The organism is Aeromonas sp. (assembly GCF_050252055.1).
Lineage (GTDB): Bacteria > Pseudomonadota > Gammaproteobacteria > Enterobacterales > Aeromonadaceae > Aeromonas > Aeromonas caviae.
Map to the genome: position 1 here is coordinate 76,493 of NZ_JBFWLQ010000008.1, position 24,252 is coordinate 100,744.

Below are 24,252 nucleotides of genomic sequence, written 5' to 3' on the forward strand. Positions count from 1 at the left end.
GATGCCGGACGGGGCCGCTCAATGGCCTGGACCATCCAGGGTACGGTTGATCCACAGCAGGGGAATCAGCCCCACCAGCACGATGACGATGGCACCGAGCGCCCCCCGCTCCAGCATCTCGTCCGAGACGAACTGATAGACGTGGGTCGCCAGGGTTTCGAAGTTGAACGGCCGCAGCAGCAGGGCGGCGGGCAGCTCCTTCATGGATTCGATGAACACCAGCATGGCGCCGGCAAAGAGGCCGCGCCGTACCAGCGGCAGGTGAATGCGACGCAGCATGCCGCCCGCCCCCTGCCCCAGAGAGCGGGCCGCCATGTCGAGGCTGGGGGAGATCTTGCTCATGCTGCTCTCCACCGACCCGATGGCGATGGCCACGAAGCGCACCAGATAGCCGAACACGATGGCGGTGAGGGTGCCGGTCAGGAGCAGACCGGGGCCCGGCATCCCGAACCACTCGGCCAGATCGTTGATGCCAAAATCCAGGGCCGTGAGCGGCACCAGCACGCCGATGGCCAGCACGGTCCCCGGCATGGCATAGCCCATGGCGGCGAGGCGCAGGGGCAGCAGGCTGCGAGTCCCCCCATCGAGGCGACGGAAGAAGCCGAGCAGCAGGGCAATGGCCATGGCCAGCAGGGCGGTCAGGGCCGAGATGGCGAGGCTGTTGCCCGCAAAGCGCACGAATTCGGGCGTCCACGACAGCGCGAAGTAACGCACCCCGTAATCGAACAGGATGACGAACGGCAGGGCGAATCCCGCCAGCACCAGGCCCCAGCACCAGAGCCCGGCCAGCACGCCCCTCAGGCCCCCGAGGGGGTAACGCAGGGGCTGCTCGAAGCCCATGGACTTCTGGAACACCTGCTGGCGCTGGCGGGAGCGGCGCTCCAGCGCGATGAGCAGCACCACCGCCAGCAGCATCAGACAGGAGAGCTTGGCGGCGGTCGCCAGGCTGCCGTAGCCGAGCCAGGTGTCGTAGATGGCGGTGGTCAGGGTGTTGATGGCAAAGAAGTGGACGGTGGCAAAGTCCGCCAGAGTTTCCATCGCGACCAGAGATGCCCCCACCATGATGGCCGGGCGGGCCAGGGGGAGGCTCAGGCGGCGAAAGCTCTGCCAGGGGGTGCAGCCGAGCAGACGGCTGGAGTGAATGAGGCTGACCGACTGCTCCAGGAAGGAGGCCCGTGCCAGCAGATAGACATAGGGGAAAAGCACCAGCGCCAGCACCCAGGCGGCGCCCCCGAGGGAGCGAATGGCCGGGAACCAGTAGTCGGCCGGTCCCTGCCAGCCAAACAGGGCACGCAGCCCCGCCTGCAGCGGGCCCGAGTAGTCGAGCAGGTCGGTATAGACGTAGGCAACGATATAGGAGGGCATCGCCATGGGCAGCATCAGCGCCCATTGCAGGGCGCGGCGCCCCGGCACCTCGCACATGGCCACCAGCCAGGCGGTGGGCACCCCGAACAGCAGGCTGAGGCAGACCACCCCCAGCACCAGACCGGACGTGTTTCGCAGATAGTCGGGCAGTACGGTATCGGCGAGGTGGGCAAACAGTTCCCCATCAGCCGAGAAGGCGGAGAAGACCAGGGCGAGTACCGGCAAACCCAGCAGCAGGGCGGTGGCCCAGCTGCCGGCAATCCATCCAAAATGTTTCATGAGTCCACAGAAGTTGATGGGGCCGTTGGCCCCATCTGATTACAAGTCGAATTTCACTTCATCCAGCAGTTGCAAGGCGTCCTTGCGGTGCTTGGCATAATCGCTGACCGGCATGGGGTCAGACTTGAACGTGCCCCAGGACTTGACCATGGCAGAAGGCTCGACCCCCGCCTTGACCGGGTACTCGGCATTCACATCAGCATACATGTGCTGGGCGGTATCCCCGGAGAGGAACTCCATCAGCTTCTGTGCTGCTTCCTTGTTCTTGGCATACTTGGTCATGGCCACGCCGCTCACGTTGACGTGGGCACCGCGATCACCCTGATTCGGGAAGTTGATTTCCACCGCGTCGGCCCAGGACTTCTGCGCCGGGTCCTTCAACATGGCACCCAGGTAGTAGCTGTTGCCCAGGGAGACATCACAGATGCCGTCCTTGATCGCCTTGACCTGATCACGGTCGTTGCCCTGGGGCTTACGCGCCAGGTTGGCCTTGATCCCTTCCAGCCAGGCCTTGGTATCCGCCATGCCGTGATGGGCAATCATGGACGAAACCAGCGCCACATTGTACTCGTGCTTGCCGCTACGGGTACAAATTTTTCCTTTGAATTCAGGCTTGACCAGATCTTCGTAGCGGATGGTGTCGAGCTTGCCAAGACGCTCCTTGCTGGAGTAGATGGCACGCACCCGGGTGGTCAGGGCGAACCAGCGGTTGTCCGGATCGCGATAGATGGAGGGGATGTTCTCCTGCAGCGTCTTGCTGTCCACAGGCTGCACCAGGTCCTTGTCCACCAGCTCGGTCAGACGGCTGATGTCCACGGTCAGCATCAGATCGGCCGGAGAGAGCTTGCCTTCCCGTTCCAGACGCTCGTTCAGCCCCTCTTTGGCAAACACCACATTGACCTTGATCCCGGTCTCCTTCTCGAACTGCTGGATGATGGGCTTGATCAGCTCATCCTGACGGTTCGAATAGACGTTTACCTCCTGGGCGGCGAACGCCGACTGGGCGACAAGCGTGGAGAAAGCCAGTGCCAACATCTTCATTTTCATCATCCGTTCCTTGTCTGCGTAAAGAGTGATAACCATTTTCGTTTGCATTCTGCATGAATCGGGAGGAGAGGATCAAGGCGGTTTGCTAGGTTGGAACGATCTATTTAATCAGCGGCCAAACAAAAAGACCGGATGGAATCCCATCCGGTCTTTCGACGACCACCCATTCACACTGTCGGCAGAACCTGCCCGGACCTTTGCCCGATCCGGCCGGGCAAAGGAGCGCACTCAGAGCGCCTCGTCGTCGCTCTCACCAGTACGAATACGCACCGCTTGCAGCAGGTCATAGACGAAAATCTTGCCGTCACCGATCTTGCCGGTATAGGCCGCCTTGCAGATGGCCTCGATCACCCCTTCGACATTCTCGTCTGCGGTGGCGATCTCCAGCTTCACCTTCGGCAGAAAGTCGACCTGGTACTCGGCCCCCCGGTATAATTCGGTGTGCCCCTTCTGGCGACCAAAACCCTTCACTTCGGAGACGGTCAGGCCTTCCACCCCCAGGTTGGCGATGGCCTCGCGCACGTCGTCCAACTTGAAAGGTTTGATAATCGCAGTAATCAGCTTCATCTGGTTGCTCCCAATCCATGGTATGTCACGAATGGGTCATCAATTCTTGTGCCAAGTATTTTTATCTTTTATTTTCATATAGATAGACATGACACTCTGAGCCAGAAAGGCTCAGGATCACCAAGGAAGCGCATCTCGCCCCATAATGAGGCACCAAGCTGCACCAGACTCCCTTGATGCACCAAATGAGAGCATCACCCCATGTTAGTCATCTCCAACAGCGTGATCATCCCCTGGCATGAACTGCAATTCCAGACCATGCGGGCCCAGGGCAATGGCGGCCAGCACGTCAACAAGACCGACTCCGCCGTCTGGCTGCGCTTCGATTATCGCGACTCCCCCAGCCTGCCGCCGCTCTACAAGGAGGGACTGGAGCGGCTCAGCGACAGCCGGGTTCACGACGGCTTCATCCAGATCAGGGTCGAGACCCATCGCAGCCAGGACATGAATCGCAAGGAGGCCATGAGCCGCCTGACCGAGCTGCTGAAAAAAGCCGCGTGGCGCCCCAAGGCCCGCCACGCCACCAAGCCGACCCGCAGCTCCCAACGCAAGCGGGTCGATGCCAAGAAACGCAAGGGAGAGATCAAATCCACCCGCGGCAAGCCCGTGCTGGAGTGACCTGCCACAACCCCGAGGACAAGAGAATGCAGTACAGCTTTTGTGAATGTGCCAAGGGGCCCCTGCTCATCGCCATCGATGGGGCCGGGCTGCGCCACGTGGAATTCATGCAAGGGGAGCGCCCCGTCCTGCCGCAACCGGAGTGGCAGCGGGATGATGTCGCCCTGGCCCCCTTTGTCGAGCAGTTTGCCGCCTACTTTGCCGGCCGCCTGCGGCGCTTCGATCTCCCCCTGGCCGCCACGGGCACACCATTCCAGCAGGCCGTGTGGCGGGCGTTGTGCGACATTCCCTACGGCGAGACCGTCAGCTACCTCCAGATTGCAGAGGCCATCGGCAACCCCAGGGCCGTGCGGGCGGTGGGCGCCGCCAACGGCCGCAATCCCCTCAGCATCATAGTGCCCTGCCACAGGGTCATAGGGCGCAGCGGTGAACTGACCGGCTACGGGGGAGGCATCCCCATCAAGCGCTGGTTGCTGGCACTGGAGCAGGAGACCGCAGACCACTTCGCGCTGACCCCATGAAAGGGCGCACCTCCCTGTCAAATGCGGGTTGCGAGTGCAGGCACCACAGACCGCAGGCCACTCGCGCGGATCCTCTGACGAGCGGCATCTCCATCACATGCGAGTTGCTGGTCCCAACAGCAGACCGCAGGCGGCGTTGCACTGCCCATGACGGGCAACACCCCCATCACATGCTAGTTGCTTGCCATCTGGCAGCATGGTTGCGTGATGCGTTGAGCAGACATCGGGATAATATTCCGACGGATCCGCCCCATGGCAGGAGCATGCCCACCGCCCCGATTCATCTTTCCTTTGAGCCGCACAACAAAATAAATCACTGATTATTTATTTTATTTCAGCATCAATCATTTAAAAACCACATTACGGCAGCATTTTGAAAATGAACACAGTATGAAGAATCGCCTCAGAAGCGCTTCAGAGAGCATCAGGCATCATGGCTTCACACTTGGATGGGACGGCTCATCCCTCATTCAGGTGGCACCCATGTGACGCTTCCAATCTGTCTTTTCCCCGCGCCTCCCCAGAGGCGCTTTTTTTTGCCTGCAACCGGGTGCAAAAAAGCCCGCCGAAGCGGGCAATGACCGGAAGGTGCTGACTTCCAGGGTCTATCAGAGGGCGAGGAACAAGCCTGCCAGGGAGGCGCTCATCAGGTTTGCCAACACCCCCGCCAGGATGGCGCGCATGCCGTAGCGGGCGATGAAGGACTTGCGCTCCGGCACCATGGCCCCCAGGCCGCCGATGAGGATCGCCATGGAAGAGATATTGGCGAAACCGCACAGGGCGAAGGTGACGATGGCCTTGCTCGACTCGTTCAGGGTCTGATCCTGCACCAGGGCGATGAAGGCGACGAACTCGTTGATGACGATCTTGGTGCCGATAAGCGCCCCAGCCGCCTGGGCCTGATCCCAGGGTACGCCGATGAGCCAGGAGACGGGGGCAAACAGCCAGCCCAGGATGATCTGGAAGCTCAGCTCCAGCCCCACCAGGTCGCCGGCCCAGCCCAGCAGGCCGTTGAGCAGGGCGATCACGCCGACGAAGGCCAGCAGGGTCGCCCCCACGGCGACGGCGATGTTGAGACCCGCCATGGCGCCATCGGCGGCCGCTTCAATGACGTTGGTGGCGCGGGGGATCTCCACGTCTTCGTGGTGATCTTCCTCTTGCGCGGCGGGCGGCACCAGGATCTTGGCCATGGCAAGCCCGGCAGGGGCGGACATGAAGGCCGCCGCAATCAGGTATTTCAGCTCGACCCCGATGCTGGCGTAGCCCACCAGGGTGCCGCCAGCTACCGAGGCCAGTCCGCAGCTCATCACCGCAAAGAACTGGGAATCGGACATCCTGGAGAGATAGGGTTTGACCACCAGCGGCGCTTCCACCATGCCGACGAAGATGTTGGCGGTGGCAGAGAGGCTCTCGGCGCGGCCGGTGCCCAGCAATTTCTGCAGGCCGCCGCCGAGCAGGGCGATCACTTTGGGCATCAGGCCGATGTGATAGAGGATGGCGATCAGCGCGGAGAAGAAGATGATCACCGGCAGCACGTTGAAGGCGAAGATGAAGCCCAGCTTGAACTTGGCCAGATCCCCGAACAGGAAGGCAATCCCCTCCTGGCCGTAGCCGATGACGCTGCTGACGCTCTCGCTGACACCGTTCAATACCTGCTGACCGGCGGGCAGCCAGAGCACCAGGGCGGCGAAGAGCACTTGCAGGCAGAGGGCAAAGCCCACTGTTCGCAACGGGATACGACGGCGATTATCAGAGCAGAGTGCGGCCAGGGCCAGGATGCTCAGGATACCAAGCAGGGCAATCATGGGGATTCCATCCAGTGAGGCTGAAGATGGGCGCGGATTTTGCTCCCCTCCCCTCACCGCCGCAACCCTGCCGGGTTACAACCCTGTTAGCAAAAACGTTTGCACGATATCGGTTGCGCCAACTGACTGATTTGACACAACTTTGAAACCGCACTCACGCCAGTGTTCTTGTATGGAAACGATTATTCCTCGGTGCCGGACAATTTCCCCCCGAGCCAGGGTGCGAGTCGCTGCGCCCAGTAGGGCCCGGGTCCGAAGCTCTCCTTGAGGAAGTCGATGAAGAGGCGGATCTTGGGATCCAGATGCTCTCGCCTGGCATAGACGGCGTGCACCGCCATCTTCTGGTTCGGTTGCCACTGGGGCAGCAGAGGGATGAGCTGACCAGATTGCAGCTCCTTGTCCAGCAGGTAGTTGGCCACATAGGCGATGCCGAGCCCGGCCAGGGCGGCGTCCCGCACCGCTTCCGCCAGATCCACCCGATAGTTGCCCGCCACCTGCACCGTCTGGCGCTCCTTGCCCTGGCGAAATGACCACTCGTGGTAGCGCCGCTCCCGGCTCTGGTAGGTGATGCAATTGTGATGGGCCAGATCCCTGGGGTGCAGTGGCGTGCCGTGACTCAGCAGATAATCCGGCGAGGCCACCAGCACGAAACCGATGTCTGCCAGTCGCTGCCCTACCAGGGACTCGGGTTTGTCCTCGTAGGTGGTGATCCAGAGATCCAGCCCCTCATCCACCAGATTGGTGCGGTGATCGAACAGGGACACCTCCAGCTCCAGATCCGGATAACGTGCCTGAAACGCCTTGAGGCGCGGGATCACGTGCAACCGCCCGAAGGATTGACCAACCCCCAGATGGAGCACGCCGCTCACCTTGCCACGGCGCTCCGCCACCATGGACTCCGCCTCCAGTGCCACCGCCACCAGAGCGCGGCAGTGGCGGGCATACTCCTGACCCAGTTCGGTGAGCCCGAAACGGCGGGTAGTGCGCTGTACCAGCTGGGCGCCGAGCGCGGTTTCCAGCAGGGCGAGCTGCTTGCTGATATGGGATTTGGAGACCCCGAGGCGGCGCGCAGCCGCCGAGATGCCCTGTTCACGAACCAGGGCATCGAAGATCACCATTTGGGGAAGACGTTGCAGCACGGAGTCACCGGAGTGGATGGCGGGGCCGCATTATTCCAGAGCGGCCCGCCATGGGGTAGGGTCAGTGCCCCAGGGCATCGATGATCTGCTGTTTGAGAGGATCATCCGACGGATTCTGGTTGGCGCCATAGCTCGCAATCAGCTTGCCGTCCCGCCCGACCAGGTACTTGTGGAAGTTCCAGTTGGGCGCATCACCGTCGGCAGCCGCGGCCAGCCCCTTGAACAGCGGCACCGCATCCGAACCCCGCACCGCCACCCGGTTGAACATGGGGAAGGTCACCCCATAGTCCCGGCGGCACACCTCGGCGGTTTTGTTCTCGTTGCCCGCCTCCTGCCAGAAATCGTTGGAGGGGAAGCCCAGCACCATCAGTCCCTTCTCCTTGTAGCCCTGATAGAGGGCTTCCAGATCCCGGAACTGACCGCTGTAACCGCAGTAGGAGGCGGTGTTGACCACCAGCACCACCTTGCCCTCGGTCAACTGGCAGAGGTTGTGGCGCTGGGTGCTGTTGAGCTCCCGCATCTCCACGTTGAAGTAATCGGGGCAGGCGGCGGAGACCGCGCCCGAGCCGAGCATCAGCAGCAGGGTGAACCATTTCATCGACGTGACTCCCATTGTTTTGTCCATCATACGCAAGACCCCGGAATCTGGTTCAGGGATCAGTGCAGGGGGATCCCGGTCAGCCAGCCGTGTCCCCAGAAGATAAGCAGAGCCGTGAGGGCCAGCCCCGCCCCCAGACTGATCCCCGTCCCCTGCCAGGTGGCGGCGGCACGGGGGTGACGACCCCACTCCCGCATCGAAATCCAGACGATGCTGATGAGAGCCCAGAGACCGAGCCCGCCAAACAGCACCAGGGAGCGCGCCTCGCTGTTCACCGCCAGATGGGCCCCCGACCAGAGCAGCACCCCGAGCAGCTGGGGATGCACCAGCCAACGGCGGAAATGGTTCGCCCCCTGCCCCGCACACAGCAGGACAAGGGCGATCGGCATGATCCCCATCACCAGGGTGGGGCCCCAGACAGGCAGAAAATAGAGGGGCATGGGGCTGGCACTGCGCCAGCCTGCGAGGATGCAGCCGATGGCGACGAACACCAGCAGCGAGAAGAGCCCCTTGTAGCGGTTCTCCCCCAGCCGCTCCCGCAGACGGGCGCGGTGCTGTGCCGCGAAACAGGGGTAAAGATGAGTCAGGGTGAACAACACCACCCCCAGGGTCAGCAGGATCATGGCTCGCTCCTCGCATATTGCCCCCCGGAATGGGAAGCCCTCCCTCAGGCGGGCCTTGTTTCTCGTGGCTCCCTCACTGTCGGGAGATCACTATGCCGCAAAGCCCCTTCTCAGAATACAAAAACCATATGAAAGACAGCAGGATAATAAAAAAAGCCGACCCAAGGATCGGCAAGTGCGTCAGAGGTGCCACGCCGGGCCGCTCACTCTGCTGCACGGGGCAGGGTCAGGCCGATGCACCGCATCGGCCAGGAGAGAGGGTCATTTGCGCAGCAGGTAGAGAGCCGCCACGTTGCGGGCCGTGAGCTGCAGGTTGGTGGTGGCGGTGGCCAGCGCCTCCGGCAGGGACATGGCCCGATTGACCACGGCGAACACCGCATCCAGCCCATGCTCGTGCACCACGCCGCAGTCATCGGTGAGGCATCCGGCGATGCCGATCACCGGCTTGCCGAACTGCTTGGCACAGCGAGCCACCCCGATGGGCGTCTTGCCGTGGATGGTCTGGCTGTCGATGCGGCCCTCGCCGGTGATGACCAGATCCGCATCGGCCACCGCCTCGGCCAGGTTCAGGGCCTCGATGACGATCCGGATGCCGGGTTTGAGCTCGGCGCCGAGCAGCCCCACCAGGGCTGCCCCCATGCCGCCTGCGGCCCCCGTTCCCGGGATCTCCTTCACCTGCTTGCCAAGCGCCTGCTCGATGCAGTCCGCGTAACGGGCCAGATTGGCATCCAGCTCGGCCACCATCTCGGGAGTTGCCCCCTTCTGCGGACCGAACACGGCGGACGCCCCTTTCGGGCCGCACAGCGGATTGTCCACGTCGCAGGCCACCTCGATGGTGAGTTCGGTCAGACGGGGATCCAGCCCGCTCAGGTCGATGGTGGCCAGCTCGGCCAGACCGGCACCGCCCGGCGCAATGGGGGTACCATCTGCTTTCAGGAGCTTGCCGCCGAGTGCCTGGATCATGCCGGCACCGCCGTCATTGGTGGCGCTGCCGCCGATGCCGAGGATGAGGTGGTCCACCCCCATCTCCAGTGCGGCCAGGATCAGCTCCCCGGTGCCGACACTGGAGGTGAGCCGCGGATTGCGCAGCTCGGGCGCCACCAGATGCAGGCCGGAGGCCGCCGCCATCTCGATGACGGCGCGCTTGCCATCCCCCAGCAGGCCCACGAAGCCCTGCACCCTGTTGCCGAGGGGGGCGGTCACCTCGACCGGCAGGATGCGACCACCGGTGGCATCCACCAGAGACTGCACCGTCCCCTCGCCGCCATCGGCCATGGGCAGCTTGACGTAGGTGGCATCCGGCAGCACCTGCTTGAAACCGGCCTCGATGGCATCGGCCACCGCCATGGCGCTCAGGCTCTCCTTGAATGAATCGGGGGCGATCACAATTTTCATATCAGTTCCTTAGGCGAGGCCAAACACGCCAAACATCAGGGTGGAGACAACGGCGATGGTCAGACCGACCGCGGTTTCGTAGGGGATGAGCTTGAGTCGCTCGCCGACGCCCATGTGGACGCTGCCGCCGGTGGCATGGAAGAAGGAGCCGTGGGGCATGTGGTCAAACACGGTGGCGCCGGCGTGGATCATGGCGGCCCCAGCCAGGCTGCTGATCCCCAGTTCAATCAGAGTGGCGCTGAACACGTTGGAGGCCACCACGGTCCCGGCCGTGGTCGAGGCGGTCGCCAGCGACATCAGGGCACCGGAGATGGGGGCCAGCAGATAGGAGGGCAGACCGGAAGCGGTCAGGCCGCTGATGAGCACATCTTTCAGGCCGGAGTTGGCGATGATGCCCGCCAGGGTACCCGTCCCCAGCAGCATGATGGCCACCGGCGCCATGCGGGCCAGGCCCGAGACGGCAAACTGGTTCACCTTGGTGAACTTGCCCATCATCAGGGCCCCCACCAGGCCGCCGAGGGGCAGCGCAATGAGCGGGTCCACCACGATGCCGGCGATGGGACGCAGGGCCAGCAGCAGGATGGCGACCAGGGGCGCACTGATGGCGGCGGCAAAGCCGGGCAACTTGGCACCGTCAAAGCTCACCACCTCGTCGGCGGCCACCTTGCTGCCCCGGTTATTGAGGCGCTTGGCGAGCCAGTAGGCCATCACCAGACCGAACAGGCCGGGAATGATGCCCGCCGCCATCACCGAGGTGAGAGGCAGGTGGAAGGCATCGGCTGCCGCGATGGCGTTGGGGTTGGGAGACATGACGTTGCCCGCCTTGCCACCGCCTATCATCGCCAGCAGGATGGCCGCCTTGGAGAGATCGGCACGGCGGGCGATGGCCAGCGCAATGGGGGCGACCGTGATGACGGCCACGTCCACGAAGACGCCGACCGCGGTCAGGATCAGGGTGGCCAGCGCCAGGGCCAGCAGGGCGCGGGTTTCGCCGAGTTTCTTGACGATGGTCTCGGCGATGGTGGTGGCGGCGCCCGATTCGATGAGCACCCCGGCCAGCACACCCGCCGCCAGGATCCGCATCACTGCCGTGGTGATCCCCTGGGCGCCGCCGATCATCAGGGCGACGGTCTGGGTCAGGTCGGCGCCACCGATCAGGCCACCGGCCAGGGCACCGACAATCATGCCGTAAGCGGGCGGCACCTTCTTCAGGATGAGGAAGATGGCGATGGAAAGCGCGGCGAGCGCGCCGAGCGCGGAGACTGGGATCATGACGGGCACCTTGTTGTTGTAATGAGTGGCGCCATTATGGGGATCCCCGCCTGGAATGCTTTGGCCATAAAACCAAAAAAAGCATTTACCGACCTTCTATTTTTGTTGGAAAAGACAAATCAGCTATCGAGACTGAGCCCGAGATAGAGCAGAAACTTGTCATCTAACTTATTGAAATTCAAGCCGGTTATCTGCTCTATCCGGGTCAGTCGATAACGCAGGGTGTTGGGGTGAATGAACAGGGCTTCGGCACAGGGATGCAGATCACAATCCTGCAAGAAATATTGGCGCAGCGTCTTTTGCAGCGTTCCCTTTGTGTCCTCCTGCGCCAGCTTTTGCAGCGGAGCCCGCAGCTGATCCGCCTGCCAGGAGTCCGCCAGGGTGCCGAGCAGCACTGAAAGCCGGTAATCCTCGAAGAAATAGACCTGCTTGCGGGGCGACTGGCGCATGCCACGGCGCAAGGTGTCTCGCGCCGTCTGGTAGGAGAGCGCCAGCCCGGGGATGCCGGGGAAGTAATCACCCACCCCGATGCGAACCTTGAAATGGGGAATACGGGAGAGCAGCTGCCGGATCCGGCTGCGCTCCTGCGCCGACTGCCAGACGCCGTCGCTGAGCTGGGCGGGTTTGAGCACCACTATCTCGTCCAGGCCGTTGATGGCCACCAGGTTGTCCCGCTCCGGGTTTTCCAGCAGGTGAACCAGCTCCCTCACCTGGGCGGGCTCGGCCTCCTCCAGCGCCAGCACGGCCACCACCCGGGGCTGGGCGAGATCCAGCTCGAGGAAGCGGGCCACCTGTTGCAGTTGATCGGCCCGCCCTTCGCCGCGAATGAGCTGCAACACCAGCTCCTCCTTGTGGCGCTTGTCCCACTGCAACTGCTCGGTGAGTGCAGCCTGTTCCAGGATGAGCTCGGCGGTCATGCGCACCAGCTCGGCGTAAGCACGCACGATGTCCGGATCCCCAGAGATGCCGATGACGCCGAGCAGCTCCCCCTGATAGGCGATGGGCAGGTTGATGCCGGGCCTCACCCCCTTGAGCTCCCGGGCGGTGGCCTCGCTTATCTCCACCACTCGGTTCTCGGTCAGGGCCAGCACGGCCCCCTCGTGGCGCTGGTGCAGCCGCTCCGGATTGCCGGACGCAATGATGAGTCCCCGCTCATCCATGACATTGACCGAGAACGAGAGGATCTTCATCGCCCGGCTGACTATCTGATGCGCGAGCGCGTCGTTGAGCTGCATTGCCTCTCCATACCATTCGTTGACAGGGTCCCCGGCGTGCGCCATCACCGGGATCACCCGTTAAAGATCCCACATCATCAAGACAAGCGCGGGGGGGATCGCTAGAATAGGCCACTTTACGCTATCAGTGCCCCACCATGGATCAAGGATCCGGCATCATGCCGCTTTGCGCCGTGGTGGTTTCACCCTCCGATATGGACTCCGCTATGGATTATGAATTTCGCCGCGACCCGTTCGGTGGCTATCGCGCCCGGTTCTCCATGGGCCATGAAGCCATCGGCCAGTGGTTGATCGACGAGGTGGGCAAGGACGAGGAGAAGCTCGACGAGCTGTTCGCCATCATCGACCAGCTCTCCAGCCGGGCCCGCACCGAATACCGGCTGCTGGGGGGCGACTACTCCCTGCTGCTGACCCACGAGGAAGCCGAGGTGAAGGCCAATGTCCTCAATATCGAGCAGGACGAGGATCTCGACGATCTCGCCTACTACGATGATGAACAGCTGGCCATGTGCGGGCTGGAAGATTTTGCCCAGGTACTCGGCTCCTGGCGCGCCTTTATCCGCAACGAGGATATGGGCTGATTACCCCCATTCGGGCGAGCATGCCCCTTGCAACCCAACAGGATTGACTATGTCCATTTACGATTTTGATGACGAACTGCCGGAAGACGAGCTGGATCAACCGAAGAAACCCGCCCAGCCCAAGAAGAAGGGCAAGCAGGTGCTGAACACCCAGGTCAACCTGAGCCCGCGCGATGCCAGCCGCCTGAACGGCATGCACGTCGAGGCCATCACCACCCTGGATGACGTCAGTCTGCCGAAGAACGTCATCTTCAAGGCCGGTCTCATCGCCCTGGGCGAGCTGGAAGCCAGCAAACGCGCCGACATCATCGCCCGGGTCATCGCCGAGTCCGGTCGCTGATACGGGAAGGCCATCGCCTCTCTCGGTGGCATCTTGCCGCCGTCCAAGCCGGAGCCCAGCTCCGGCTTTTCATTGCGCGTCTTCTGCCGGCCAGTCTCGGCCACCCCCTTTTCCTTGAACCAGACCATGGGGATCGTTAAGGTGCGCCCTTCATTCATACAAGGAGACTCGATGTTACCACTCCCCGATATCCTCATCTGGCTCGTCCTGGGGCTGGCCGTACTCTGCTGCCTCGCCCGCCGGACCAGGCCCGGCATGCTCCTGCTGGGACTTGCCCTGCTTACCGCCCTCTGGCTTGAGCGACTCGCGCCCCTCGCCGCTCTTGTCAGCCTCGCCGGTCTGCTGCTGGCCTGGCGCACTCCCACCCTACCCCCACCCTGGCGCGGCGTCACACTGACGCTGGTCCTACTGTGGTCCCTCGCCCTGACGCTGCATCTGGTGCCCGGCTTTGACAATCTCAGGGTGCTCGACAAGGTACAGGCGGGCCCGGCCAGCGTGCCCTTCACCCTCTACCTCAATCTGGACAAGCCGCTCATTTTCTTCGCCCTGCTGCTAGCCATCCCCGGCATGCTCGGCCCGGGTGGAACGATGCGCTGGCGGCCGCTGGCCCTGCTCATCCTGCCGCTCGCGGCCCTGCTCATCACCGCCTGGCAACTGGGCGCCCTCAAACCCGAAGCGGGACTGCCCCACTGGTGGTGGCTGTTCGCGTTCAACAACCTGTTGTTCACCTGTGTGGCGGAAGAAGCGCTGTTCCGGGGATGCATCCAGCAAGGGGTGGCAAGCCGAAGCACGCCCTGGGCAGGTCTCCTGGTCGCCAGCCTGCTGTTCGGCGCAGCCCATCTTGCCGGTGGCCCGTTGCTGGTGTTGTTCGCCGCGCTGGCGGGGGCCTGCTATGGCCTGGCGTTCCAGCTGAGCGGGCGCCTCAGTGTCGCCATCCTGCTCCACTTCCTGTTCAACTTCGCCCACCTGGCCCTGTTTACCTATCCCCTGGCCAGCCACTGACGTCGAGCACAGGTTCACCGGGCAAAAAAATGCCCCGCCCCCGTGGGGGCAGGGCATCTGCATTCACCCTGCAATCTAGTCGACGTAGAAGGTCTGCTGGAAGGTCAGCGTCTGCTGCTGCCCCTCCCCCATGATCTTCAGGGTGAACTGGTAGGTGTCCTCATTGCGATAGGGCAGCACTGCCAGGTAATAGATGGCATTCCCCTCTTTCACCTCCTGAAAATTCAGGGGGCGAAGGGTGCCGGTCAGATTGCGGGCTTCGCCGCTGATCCCCACCGCCTGTGCCACCCCCTGCTTGTTCTGCACCGCGATATTGACGATGCCGTTATAGCGGCTGCGCTCCAGGCCATAGGTCCTGGCTACCTCGGGGGTGAGGAAGCTGGAGTTGAACGCGCTGTAGTGCACTTTCCAGGGGCCCAGCTCCTGCATCTGCTCAGCCCGCAGCGGCAGCGTCATCAGGAGTGCCAGCAGGCAACTCATCCAGGCTGTTTTCATGATGTCATCCCTCTCGTATCAACCCTGATTATCGAGCAGAGCGGCAATCTCGGCGGGGATCTGCTTTGGCGCGTCGATGGCGACCGTCTTGTGCCGACCCAGCTCCCCCCGCAGGATGCGAACCTGCCCCTTGGCCACCTTGCACTGCTTGGCCAGGTACTTGATCAGGTGACTGTTGGCCTGACCATCCACCGGCGGTGCCGTGATGGCCACTTTCAACTCGTCACCGTGCAATCCGATGATCTGATCCCGGCTCGCCTTGGGCTGGATCATCAGATGCAACACCAGCTCGTCCCCTTCCAGCAGGACGGCGGGCATCAGATCATCCACCACAACTGGCCGAACAGATCCCCCATCAGGTAGTTGATGGCCTGCAGCGCGATGAAGGCGACCAGCACGGAGAGATCCAGCCCGCCCAGTGCAGGCAGGATGCGGCGAATGGGGGCCAGGAAGGGTTCAGTGAGCTGGTGCATCACGTATTCAATGGGGTTGCGACCCTGGCTTACCCAGCTCAGGATGGCGCGGATAAGCAGGATCCAGAAGATCATGGAACCCGCCTTCTTCAGCACGGTGAGCGTCGCAAACAGACAGAGAGTGAGCCAGTCCGCCTGCAGCACATTCATGCTCTTGAGCAGGACCAACTTGCCAAAGGCGATCAGCAGCGCCAGCAGCACAGAGGCCATATCCAGCCCGCCAAAACCCGGGATGACGCGGCGCAGGGGCACCACCAGCGGGTTGGTCAGCTTGACCACCATCTGGCTCATGGGGTTGTAGAAGTCGGCCCGCGCCCACTGCAACCAGACCCGCAGCAGCACCACCATGAGGTAGAGATCAAAGACAGTGTTAATCAAAAAGTAAGCCGTGTTCATCCGGGCTCCTTGCTAAAAGGGATTCAGAAAAGGGTTTCCATTTCGCCGGCCCGGGTAACGGCCGCCTGCATGGCTCTTGCGGTCAGCGGCATCAGCCCCTGCTCCTGGAATGTCTTGACGGCCTCGGCTGTGGTCCCGCCCTTGCTGGTCACCTGCTCGCGCAGGGTCTGCAGCGACAGATCGGGATTTTGCTCCACCATGGCGGCCGCTCCCAGGGCGGTTTGCTGCACCAGCAGGCGGGCCTGCTCCGGCGTAAAGCCCATGGCCTCGGCCTCCTCGGCAATCGCCTGCATGAACAGGAAGAAGTAGGCCGGGGCACTGCCCGCCGCCGCGATGACGCCGTTGATGCCGGCCTCCTCATCCACCCAGAGGGTCTTGCCCACGGATTGCATCATCTGTTCGGCCACCGCCCGATCGGCCTGCCCGATGGCGGGCGGTGCATAGAGCCCGGTCATCCCCAGCCCCAGCAAGGAGGGGGTGTTGGGCATGGTGCGAATGATGCGCTCGTGACCGCCTGCCATCTCCTGCAAGCGCGCGACGCGAATGCCGGCGGCGATGGAGATGAGCAACTTGCCATCCAGCGAGCCAAGCTCGGCCACCAGCGTCGTCAGCATGCCCGCCATCAGCTGGGGCTTGACCGCCAGCACGATCACCTCGGCCTCGCGGGCCGCCTCGGTGTTGTCCTGGGTGATACGGATGCCGAACTGGCTGGCCAGTTCGTCCAGCTTGGGGCGGCTGGGATTGGCGGCGATGATACGCTCTGCCGGGTAACCCGCCTGGATGAGGCCGGCAATGATACTGCGGCTCATGTTGCCTGCCCCGATGAAGGCGAGGGTTCTCTGCTGCATCAAACACTCCTGTTACTGACATCGCAGCGGATGCCTACCCAGCCTGTGCGGGCTGACAGCATCACACGCGCCTGTTTACCTGAAAAAAAGCACGACCGGGGTGTTTTTCGCCCCGGCTCTTGCTCATGAATAGTCACGGGCCCCGAAGATGGCGGTCCCGACCCGCACCATGGTGCTGCCGTGGGCAATGGCCAGCTCGAGATCCTCGGTCATCCCCATCGAAAGGGTGTCGACGCTCGGGTATTGTTGCGCAAGTTCGGTGAACAGAGCCTGCATGCGCGCCATCTGGGCCGCCAGCACCCCCTCGTCGCAGGTATGCTCGGGGATGGCCATCAGGCCGCGCAACCGCAGCCGCTCGCTTTGGGCCACCAGGGAGGCCAGGCGGAAAATCTCTTGCTCCGACGTACCGGATTTGCTGCTCTCTCCGCTAATATTGATTTGCAGACAGATATTTAGCGGCGCGAGCCCACTCGGTCTCTGGTTGTTGAGGCGTTCGATGAGCTTGTCGCGATCGACACTTTGAACCCAGTCGAACCGCTCCGCCACCAGCTTGGACTTGTTCGATTGCAGCGGACCGATAAAGTGCCACTCTATGTCTGTACAGGCGTTCTGCTCGCGCAAGGCATCAATCTTGAGCGCGGCCTCCTGGGCGTAGGATTCGCCAAAGCGCCGCTGACCGGCGGCATAGGCAGCCTGAATGTCCCCCAGCGGCTTGGTTTTGCTGACAGCAAGCAACTGGATGTGATCTGGGCTGCGGCCAACACGCCGTGCAGCCTCTACAATACGTTCCTTTACCTGAAGCAGGTGCTGGGCAATCTGGCTCATATTTCGTTCGTAATCTTGTGATGGGAGAATAACAAATCTATGGATATCACAGAGTTATTGGCATTCAGTGTAAAGCATAAGGCCTCGGATCTACACCTCTCGGCCGGGGTCCCCCCGATGATCAGGGTTGATGGGGAGGTTCGCAAGATCAATTTGCCCGCCCTGGATCACCGGGAAGTCCATGCTCTCATTTACGACATCATGAATGACCACCAGCGCAAGGAGCTGGAGGAGAACTTCGAGGTGGACTTCTCCTTCGAAGTACCCGGCATGGCACGCTTTCGGGTCAATGCCTTCCAGCAGGCGCGCGGCTCGGGCGCCGTGTTTCGTACCATCCCGAGCACCGTTCTGACCCTGGACGATCTGGGGGCGCCGGAGATATTTCGCAAGATAGCGGAGTACCCTCGCGGCCTGGTGCTGGTGACTGGACCCACCGGCTCGGGCAAATCCACCACCCTGGCCGCCATGGTCGATTACATCAATGACAACTTCCACCACCACATCCTCACCATCGAGGATCCCATCGAATTCGTGCACGAGAACAAGCGCTGCCTGGTGAACCAGCGGGAAGTACACCGCGACACCAAGAGCTTCAGCAACGCCCTGCGCTCGGCCCTGCGGGAAGACCCGGATATCATCCTGGTAGGTGAAATGCGGGACCTCGAAACCATCCGCCTCGCCATGACCGCCGCCGAAACCGGTCACCTGGTGTTTGGCACCCTGCACACCTCCTCGGCTGCCAAGACCATCGACCGCATCATCGACGTCTTCCCCGGCTCGGAGAAGGACATGGTGCGATCCATGCTCTCCGAATCCCTGCGGGCGGTCATCTCCCAGACCCTGCTCAAGCGTATCGGTGGCGGCCGGGTGGCGGCCCACGAGATCATGCTGGGGATCCCGGCGGTGCGAAACCTCATCCGGGAAGACAAGGTGGCCCAGCTCTATTCCGTCATCCAGACCGGGATGACCCACGGCATGCAGACCATGGACCAGAGCCTCAAGCAGCTGGTCAACCGGGGGGTCGTCGCCTCTCTCGATGCCAAGGCCAAGGCGGTCGATCCCAATACCATTTAAGCTCGCACACCCAAGGAGTCGCCATGAACATGGATGTTCTGCTCGCCGCACTGGTTGAACAAAAGGGCTCGGATCTCTTCATCACGGTCGATGCCCCCCCGACCCTCAAGGTCAACGGGCGTCTGGTGTCGCTCGGGCCGGCTCCCCTCGACAAGACGACGGCGCTGGCGTTGATCAGAGAAAGCCTGGACGAGACCCACTTCGAGCGCTTCCTGCACACCCGCGAGGCCAACTACGCCATCCAGCGAGGCTCGCTGGGGCGCTTTCGGGTCAGCGCCTTCTGGCAACAGGATATGCCGGGCATGGTGCTGCGCCGCATCGAGACCCGCATCCCCACCTTTGACGAGCTGGTGCTGCCTCCCATCCTGCAGGAGGTCGCCATGGCCAAACGCGGGCTGGTGCTCTTCGTCGGCGCCACTGGCGCCGGCAAGTCCACCACCCAGGCGGCCATGATCGGCTTTCGCAACCAGCACGGTGACGGCCACATCCTGACGGTGGAGGATCCGGTGGAGTTCGTCCATCAGCACGATCGCTGTCTGGTGACCCAGCGGGAGGTGGGGATCGACACCGCATCCTTCGATGTAGCCCTCAAAAATTCCCTGCGCCAGGCCCCGGATGTCATCCTCATCGGTGAAATCCGCTCTCAGGAGACCATGGAGTTCGCCATCCAGTTCGCCGAGACGGGGCACCTCTGCCTCGCCACCTTGCACGCCAACAATGCCAACCAGGCGCTGGATCGCATCCTGCATCTGGTCCCCCAGGAGAAGCACCGCCAGTTCCTGTTCGATCTCTCCTTCAACCTGCGCGCCATCGTCGCCCAGCAGCTGCTCCCCTCCGCTCACGGGCAGCGCCGGGTCGCCGCCTTCGAGATCCTGCTCAACACCCCGCTCGTCACCGACATCATCCGCAAGGGAGAGATGCACAGACTCAAGGAGGTGATGACCAAATCCGGCGAGCTCGGTATGCAGACCTTCGATCAGGCGCTGTTCGGCCTGTTCTGCGCCGGCCAAATTGGCTACAGTGAGGCCCTTGCCCATGCCGACTCCGCCAACGACCTGCGACTGCTCATCAAGCTGTCGGGTCGCGAGCAGCTGGGCGCAGGCACTCTCGACAACGTGACCCTGGATGAATGAGGGGCGTGCGTCACCGCTAGTAAAGGACAGTTATGCTGATTGTGGTTTCCCCGGCCAAGACGCTGGATTACGAGTCACCCCTGGTGACCTCCCGTTTCACCCAACCCGAACTGCTGGACCACTCCGCAGCACTGATCACCCGGGCTCGTCAACTGAGCCCGGACCAGATCGCCAGCCTGATGAAGATCAGCGACAAGCTCGCCGGCCTCAACGCCGCCCGCTTTACCGAGTGGCAGCCTGACTTCACGCCGGCCAACGCCCGCCAGGCGCTGCTGGCCTTCAAGGGGGACGTCTACACCGGTCTGGCCGTAGAAGATTTCAGCGAGGCCGACCTCGACTTCGCCCAGGCCCACCTGCGCATGCTCTCCGGCCTTTATGGCGTACTGCGGCCGCTTGACCTCATGATGCCCTACCGCCTGGAGATGGGGATCCGCCTCGACAACCAGCGCGGCAAGGACCTCTACCAGTTCTGGGGCGACATCATCACTGCGCACCTGAACAAGGCGCTGGCGGCCCAGGGGGACGACGTACTGATCAACCTCGCCTCCGACGAGTATTTCAAGTCGGTGCGCCCGAAAGCCCTGCAGGGGCGCATCATCACCCCGGTCTTCAAGGACGAGAAGAACGGCCAGTTCAAGATCATCAGCTTCTACGCCAAGAAGGCCCGCGGCATGATGGCACGCCATATCATCAAGCATCGGCTCACCCGGGTGGAACAGCTGACCGGTTTCAATGCCGACGGCTACTACTTTGTACCGGAAGAGTCCGACGCCAATACCCTGATGTTCAAGCGCGCTGAAAATTAATTACACATTCAAGGGAACCAAGTCGGAGATCCTCGGGTCTGACTCTGTGAATCCTCTGTTGTAAGCACTTTTTGTTGGCCGACGTCCTTGCGTCGGCTTTTTTCTGCGCCTCTCTCAGGCCACTCCCCAGGCAGCAGACAGCAAAACGGCCATCCTGGGATGGCCGTTTCAACTGTGCTCGGGGGCATTACTTCTTTTTCTTCTTTGCCGACTTCTTGGCATCCTTCGGCTTTTTCTTCTTCACCGGCACCCGCGCTTCCTTGTGTCTGGGGCGCAGCTCATCGATCACCCGGCGCTTGAGGCGCTCCTCGGTGTAGCGCTCGATCTTGGCGACCATGGCCATGTCGTGAGCTTCCACCAGGCTGATGGCGCAGCCACGGTTGCCGGCACGACCGGTACGACCGATGCGGTGCACATAGACATCCGCGCCGTAGGGCATGTCGTAGTTGATGACATGGCTGACGTTCGGCAGGTCGATGCCGCGGGCGGCCACGTCGGTGGCGATGAGGAAGGGCACCTCCCCTTCGTGGAACTTGCGGATAGACTCGATGCGCTTGGCCTGCTCCATCTCGCCACGGATCCAGGCGCAGGGCACGCCTGCCGCCTGCAACTGGCCGGAAAGCTCCGCCAGTCGCTCACGGGTCTTGACGAAGATGATGGCCTTCTGGGTTTCCGGGTTTTTCAGGATGTGCACCAGCAGAGCCAGCTTGTGGGCGGCATCATCGGCCAGGTGGATCCACTGGGTGATGGGGCGGCGCTCGCTGCGGGGCGGCTCGGCGTGCAGCTCAACCGGGTCTTTGAGGATCTCGCTCGCAAACTTCTCGAGGCCGGCCCCTTCCAGGGTGGCGGAGAAGAGCATGGTGTGCTTGCGGTAGCGCGCCTCTTCCACGATGCGGTTCACGTCCTTGATGAAGCCCATGTCCAGCATCCGGTCCGCTTCATCCAGCACCAGCACCTCAATGTCGTGGCTCTCGAACTCCTCTTTCTCGATGTACTCGAGCAGACGGCCCGGGGTGGCCACCACGATGTCGGTGGTCTTGGTCAGGGCAGGCAGCTGCTCTTCATGGCTGACGCCACCGATGATGGTCTCGATGCTGAGATGGGTGTGCACCGCCAGGGCCTTGGCGTGAGCACTCACCTGCAGCGCGAGCTCGCGGGTCGGAGTCAGGATCAGCATGCGGCACGGACCCGGCTTGCGACGCGGGAAGTCCAGCAGGTGCTGCATCGCGGGCAGCAGGAAGGCGGCGGTCTTGCCGGTTCCGGTCGGCGCAGAAGCCAGAATATCGCGGCCGTCCAGGGCTGGCTCCAGCACCATCTGCTGGATGGTGGTGGGGCGGGTGAATCCCATCTCGGCCAAGGCCCGACTGAGGGCTGGATTCAGGTCGAAATCATCAAAGGACTGGCTCATGGCAATACTCGGTCATTAAGGAAGCGGCAGATTATAGGCGATTATGCCGCCGGCTCCTATGGTGACTGTGGCTTAGCCGCTATAATCGCCGGCCATTTTCCGCGGGCAGGCACAGGAGGAGGGCCGAATGGGGCGCAACAACGGTTTCACGTTCAAGCAATTTCACATCGATCACGACCGCTGCGCCATGAAGGTCGGTACGGACGGCATTCTGCTGGGAGCCTGGGCGCCGGTCGACAGCGCCCGCCGGGTGCTGGACATCGGCACCGGCAGCGGCCTCATCGCCCTGATGCTGGCCCAGCGCAGCACGAACGACTGCCACATAGACGGGGTGGAGCTGGATAAGGATGCAGCCATGCAGGCCCATGAGAATGTGACGGCCTCCCCCTGGCGTGAGCGGGTCACCATCATAGAGAGCGCCATTCAGGATCACCTCGCCCCCCCTTACGATCTCATCGTCTCCAACCCGCCCTATTTCCCGGCAGGCCAGACACTTCGCGATCCGGCCAGGGCTCTGGCCCGTCATACCGGGGGGCTCGACCCAAGGGGATTGCTGGCCGCCAGCGATCGCCTGCTGAGCCGTACCGGGCAACTGGCCCTGGTGCTGCCCACGGCGATGGCGGATGAAATTTTATGCATTTCGTCGAGTTATGATCTGTATGAGCGTTGTTATCTGGCTGTTACTACCAGAGAGGGGAAAGAGGCAAATCGTGTTTTATTGCTGCTTGGCAGAGGATTAAACAAGTGTGAGAGGGGTGAAATTGTGATCCATTCTGCCACGGGAGGCTATTCCGACAGATATATCCAACTAGCCAGCCCCTTCTATTTGAAGATGTAAATTTTGCCTTGAACTATTTTTTCACATCATTATGCTGACTGCTAAATGAGCGCCCGCTCAAGACCAGTTCAAACCACTGGTCGCGATGAAAAAACCAGCGGGGCGCTTTTTTTTACCCCCGGAAAGTGCCGGTCACTGACAAATAAAAAACTATAACAAGCAATAGTTTACAAGACAGACGAGGTTGAACTTGACGAAATCACTCACATTGTCCGATGTACTCGGATTGGGCTTCATGACCTTTGCGTTCTATCTGGGCGCAGGCAACATCATCTTCCCGCCCCTGGCCGGCTTCATGGCGGGTGAGCACCTCTCCCTGGCCATGCTGGGCTTCCTGGTCACCGCCGTGGGCCTGCCCCTCATCACCATCATCGCCGTCGCCAAGGCTGGCAACGGCTGGGCCGGCATGACCAAGCTGCTGCCGGCCGGCGTGGCCACCGCACTGGCCGTCGCCATCTACATCATCATCGGCCCGGCCTTCGCCGCCCCCCGTACCGGCCTGGTGGCCTACGAGATGGGCCTCAAGCCCTTCCTTGGCGACATGGGACCATCCGGTCTGGCTGCCTACACAGTACTGTTCTTCGGCGTGGCCATCCTGGTCTCCCTCAACCAGGGCAAGCTGATGGATGCCATCGGCAAGTACCTGACCCCGCTGCTGATGCTGCTGCTGCTGACTCTGGCCATCGGTGTCTTCGTCGCACCGCAAGGAAGCATGCCTGCCGCATCCGGTGACTACCAGAGCACCCCCTTCGTGAAGGGCATTCTGGAAGGCTACAACACCATGGACACCCTGGCGTCCCTGATGTTCGGTGCCCTGATCGTCGACCTGCTGCGCCAGAAAGGCATCCATGACTACCAGAGCCAGTTCAAGTACCTGGCCATCGCGGGCATCATCTCCGCCATCGGTCTCTCCGTGGTCTATGTCTCCCTGTTCCAGCTGGGCAACACCGCTGCCGGCGTCGCCACAGACGTGAGCAACGGCGGTGCCATCGTCAACGCCTACGTGCTGAGTCTGTTCGGCCAACCGGGTCAGTTCATCCTGGCTGCCATCATCACCCTGGCCTGCTTCACCACGGCCGTCGGCCTCATCTCCGCCTGCTCCGACTTCTTCCACAACCTGACCGGCATGAGCTACAAGAAGCTGGTCGTGCTGCTGGGTGTCATCTGCGGCATCGTGGCCAACGTGGGCCTGAGCCAGCTCATCAGCCTCTCCATTCCTGTGCTGGTCGCCATCTACCCGGTTGCCGTGGCGCTGGTACTGGTCACCTTCCTGAAGGGTTACTTCGGTCGCCCCCGCCTGGTGTTCCGCTCCGTGCTGCTGGTCGCCTTCCTGTTCGGCTGCCTGGACGGCCTGGGCGCCGCCGGCATGAAGATGGATGCGTTCGCCTTCCTGCCGCTGTTTGACAAGGGCCTGGCCTGGTTGCTGCCGACCCTGCTGGCCTGTGGCCTCGGTGTCATGGTGCGTGGCAATGGCAAGCTGGCTGCAGAAGCGGCCTGATAACAGATCTTGACCAAATAAAAGAGGCCAGCATTCGCTGGCCTCTTTTTTGTTGGTGCAATCTGGTTCAT

At 62.3% G+C, this 24,252-nt stretch carries 26 protein-coding genes; 10 read left to right on the top strand and 16 right to left on the bottom strand.

The window, feature by feature from the left end:
- Window positions 1-18: 18 nt before the first annotated feature.
- The 3 genes from AB7E19_RS15025 to glnK form a co-directional block, all read right to left on the bottom strand.
- On the bottom strand, window positions 19-1,644 hold the full coding sequence (locus AB7E19_RS15025; protein WP_319873366.1) for an iron ABC transporter permease: 1,626 nt from the start codon (window positions 1,642-1,644) through the stop codon (window positions 19-21).
- A 39-nt stretch (window positions 1,645-1,683) separates the two neighbouring features.
- Window positions 1,684-2,691 carry a Fe(3+) ABC transporter substrate-binding protein gene (locus tag AB7E19_RS15030; RefSeq protein ID WP_322130926.1) on the bottom strand — a complete coding sequence of 336 codons (1,008 nt, stop codon included), beginning with the start codon at window positions 2,689-2,691 and terminating at the stop codon, window positions 1,684-1,686.
- 228 nt (window positions 2,692-2,919) lie between these two features.
- Window positions 2,920-3,258, bottom strand: coding sequence for a P-II family nitrogen regulator (gene glnK / locus AB7E19_RS15035; protein WP_005332325.1), 339 nt, complete (start codon window positions 3,256-3,258; stop codon window positions 2,920-2,922).
- Window positions 3,259-3,459: 201 nt separating this feature from the next.
- Between glnK and arfB the strand changes: the two genes are divergently transcribed.
- Entirely contained in the window at window positions 3,460-3,876 is a 417-nt protein-coding gene (gene arfB / locus AB7E19_RS15040; RefSeq protein WP_010673067.1) for an alternative ribosome rescue aminoacyl-tRNA hydrolase ArfB, read from the top strand.
- 26 nt (window positions 3,877-3,902) lie between these two features.
- A complete protein-coding gene (locus tag AB7E19_RS15045) occupies window positions 3,903-4,397 on the top strand; it encodes a methylated-DNA--[protein]-cysteine S-methyltransferase (RefSeq protein WP_069652217.1) in 495 nt (164 codons plus the stop codon).
- A gap of 608 nt (window positions 4,398-5,005) precedes the next feature.
- On the opposite strand, the gene AB7E19_RS15050 is transcribed toward AB7E19_RS15045, so the two are convergent.
- The 7 genes from AB7E19_RS15050 to AB7E19_RS15080 all read right to left on the bottom strand — a co-directional run bounded on the left by AB7E19_RS15050 (window position 5,006) and on the right by AB7E19_RS15080 (window position 12,464).
- Window positions 5,006-6,202 carry a NupC/NupG family nucleoside CNT transporter gene (locus AB7E19_RS15050; protein WP_041214468.1) on the bottom strand — a complete coding sequence of 399 codons (1,197 nt, stop codon included), beginning with the start codon at window positions 6,200-6,202 and terminating at the stop codon, window positions 5,006-5,008.
- A gap of 182 nt (window positions 6,203-6,384) precedes the next feature.
- Window positions 6,385-7,320 (bottom strand): LysR family transcriptional regulator, encoded by a 936-nt coding sequence (locus AB7E19_RS15055; protein ID WP_010673064.1) that lies wholly within the window; start codon window positions 7,318-7,320, stop codon window positions 6,385-6,387.
- 82 nt (window positions 7,321-7,402) lie between these two features.
- Complete coding sequence (locus AB7E19_RS15060) at window positions 7,403-7,939, bottom strand: glutathione peroxidase (RefSeq protein ID WP_010673063.1); 537 nt, start codon at window positions 7,937-7,939, stop codon at window positions 7,403-7,405.
- A 59-nt stretch (window positions 7,940-7,998) separates the two neighbouring features.
- Window positions 7,999-8,562 carry an NnrU family protein gene (locus AB7E19_RS15065; RefSeq protein ID WP_042864457.1) on the bottom strand — a complete coding sequence of 188 codons (564 nt, stop codon included), beginning with the start codon at window positions 8,560-8,562 and terminating at the stop codon, window positions 7,999-8,001.
- 261 nt (window positions 8,563-8,823) lie between these two features.
- On the bottom strand, window positions 8,824-9,957 hold the full coding sequence (locus AB7E19_RS15070; protein WP_322130925.1) for a glycerate kinase: 1,134 nt from the start codon (window positions 9,955-9,957) through the stop codon (window positions 8,824-8,826).
- Between the two features lie 9 nt (window positions 9,958-9,966).
- A complete protein-coding gene (locus tag AB7E19_RS15075) occupies window positions 9,967-11,229 on the bottom strand; it encodes a GntP family permease (protein ID WP_039039966.1) in 1,263 nt (420 codons plus the stop codon).
- A gap of 119 nt (window positions 11,230-11,348) precedes the next feature.
- Complete coding sequence (locus AB7E19_RS15080) at window positions 11,349-12,464, bottom strand: sugar diacid recognition domain-containing protein (RefSeq protein ID WP_213319898.1); 1,116 nt, start codon at window positions 12,462-12,464, stop codon at window positions 11,349-11,351.
- A 206-nt stretch (window positions 12,465-12,670) separates the two neighbouring features.
- On the opposite strand from AB7E19_RS15080, the gene AB7E19_RS15085 reads away from it, so the two are divergent.
- The 3 genes from AB7E19_RS15085 (at window position 12,671) to AB7E19_RS15095 (ending at window position 14,387) form a co-directional block, all read left to right on the top strand.
- Window positions 12,671-13,045: a YacL family protein gene (locus AB7E19_RS15085; protein ID WP_039039964.1), complete on the top strand. Its 375-nt coding sequence runs from the start codon at window positions 12,671-12,673 to the stop codon at window positions 13,043-13,045.
- A 49-nt stretch (window positions 13,046-13,094) separates the two neighbouring features.
- Window positions 13,095-13,385, top strand: a complete 291-nt coding sequence (locus tag AB7E19_RS15090; protein ID WP_039039963.1) for a hypothetical protein — start codon at window positions 13,095-13,097, stop codon at window positions 13,383-13,385.
- Between the two features lie 171 nt (window positions 13,386-13,556).
- Complete coding sequence (locus AB7E19_RS15095) at window positions 13,557-14,387, top strand: CPBP family intramembrane glutamic endopeptidase (RefSeq protein WP_322130924.1); 831 nt, start codon at window positions 13,557-13,559, stop codon at window positions 14,385-14,387.
- Window positions 14,388-14,462: 75 nt separating this feature from the next.
- Here the strand turns inward: AB7E19_RS15095 and AB7E19_RS15100 are convergent, their stop codons facing one another.
- The 5 genes from AB7E19_RS15100 to AB7E19_RS15120 form a co-directional block, all read right to left on the bottom strand.
- Window positions 14,463-14,882 carry a DUF4426 domain-containing protein gene (locus tag AB7E19_RS15100; RefSeq protein WP_049636470.1) on the bottom strand — a complete coding sequence of 140 codons (420 nt, stop codon included), beginning with the start codon at window positions 14,880-14,882 and terminating at the stop codon, window positions 14,463-14,465.
- Window positions 14,883-14,900: 18 nt separating this feature from the next.
- Window positions 14,901-15,200 carry a DUF167 family protein YggU gene (gene yggU / locus AB7E19_RS15105; RefSeq protein ID WP_010673054.1) on the bottom strand — a complete coding sequence of 100 codons (300 nt, stop codon included), beginning with the start codon at window positions 15,198-15,200 and terminating at the stop codon, window positions 14,901-14,903.
- Window positions 15,200-15,751: a YggT family protein gene (locus AB7E19_RS15110; protein WP_010673053.1), complete on the bottom strand. Its 552-nt coding sequence runs from the start codon at window positions 15,749-15,751 to the stop codon at window positions 15,200-15,202. The genes yggU and AB7E19_RS15110 overlap by 1 nt, the downstream gene beginning before the upstream one ends.
- Before the next feature lie 23 nt (window positions 15,752-15,774).
- Window positions 15,775-16,599, bottom strand: coding sequence for a pyrroline-5-carboxylate reductase (gene proC / locus AB7E19_RS15115; protein WP_109112045.1), 825 nt, complete (start codon window positions 16,597-16,599; stop codon window positions 15,775-15,777).
- 123 nt (window positions 16,600-16,722) lie between these two features.
- Complete coding sequence (locus AB7E19_RS15120; protein ID WP_322130923.1) at window positions 16,723-17,424, bottom strand: YggS family pyridoxal phosphate-dependent enzyme; 702 nt, start codon at window positions 17,422-17,424, stop codon at window positions 16,723-16,725.
- A 39-nt stretch (window positions 17,425-17,463) separates the two neighbouring features.
- On the opposite strand from AB7E19_RS15120, the gene tapT reads away from it, so the two are divergent.
- Genes tapT through yaaA form a run of 3 tightly spaced genes read left to right on the top strand, consistent with a single transcriptional unit; the run spans window position 17,464 to window position 20,437 of the window.
- Complete coding sequence (gene tapT / locus AB7E19_RS15125; RefSeq protein WP_010673050.1) at window positions 17,464-18,498, top strand: type IVa pilus ATPase TapT; 1,035 nt, start codon at window positions 17,464-17,466, stop codon at window positions 18,496-18,498.
- A 23-nt stretch (window positions 18,499-18,521) separates the two neighbouring features.
- Window positions 18,522-19,631, top strand: a complete 1,110-nt coding sequence (locus AB7E19_RS15130; RefSeq protein ID WP_041214461.1) for a PilT/PilU family type 4a pilus ATPase — start codon at window positions 18,522-18,524, stop codon at window positions 19,629-19,631.
- A 32-nt stretch (window positions 19,632-19,663) separates the two neighbouring features.
- The gene (gene yaaA / locus AB7E19_RS15135) at window positions 19,664-20,437 is read left to right on the top strand and encodes a peroxide stress protein YaaA (protein WP_322130921.1); all 774 of its coding nucleotides are present in this window, start codon (window positions 19,664-19,666) and stop codon (window positions 20,435-20,437) included.
- Between the two features lie 187 nt (window positions 20,438-20,624).
- Here yaaA and srmB read toward each other — a convergent pair whose 3' ends face one another.
- Entirely contained in the window at window positions 20,625-21,845 is a 1,221-nt protein-coding gene (srmB, locus tag AB7E19_RS15140; RefSeq protein WP_041210934.1) for an ATP-dependent RNA helicase SrmB, read from the bottom strand.
- 127 nt (window positions 21,846-21,972) lie between these two features.
- Between srmB and AB7E19_RS15145 the strand changes: the two genes are divergently transcribed.
- On the top strand, window positions 21,973-22,683 hold the full coding sequence (locus AB7E19_RS15145) for a tRNA1(Val) (adenine(37)-N6)-methyltransferase (RefSeq protein ID WP_322130920.1): 711 nt from the start codon (window positions 21,973-21,975) through the stop codon (window positions 22,681-22,683).
- A gap of 235 nt (window positions 22,684-22,918) precedes the next feature.
- On the top strand, window positions 22,919-24,181 hold the full coding sequence (gene brnQ, locus AB7E19_RS15150; RefSeq protein WP_045523295.1) for a branched-chain amino acid transport system II carrier protein: 1,263 nt from the start codon (window positions 22,919-22,921) through the stop codon (window positions 24,179-24,181).
- Window positions 24,182-24,252 lie beyond the last annotated feature (71 nt).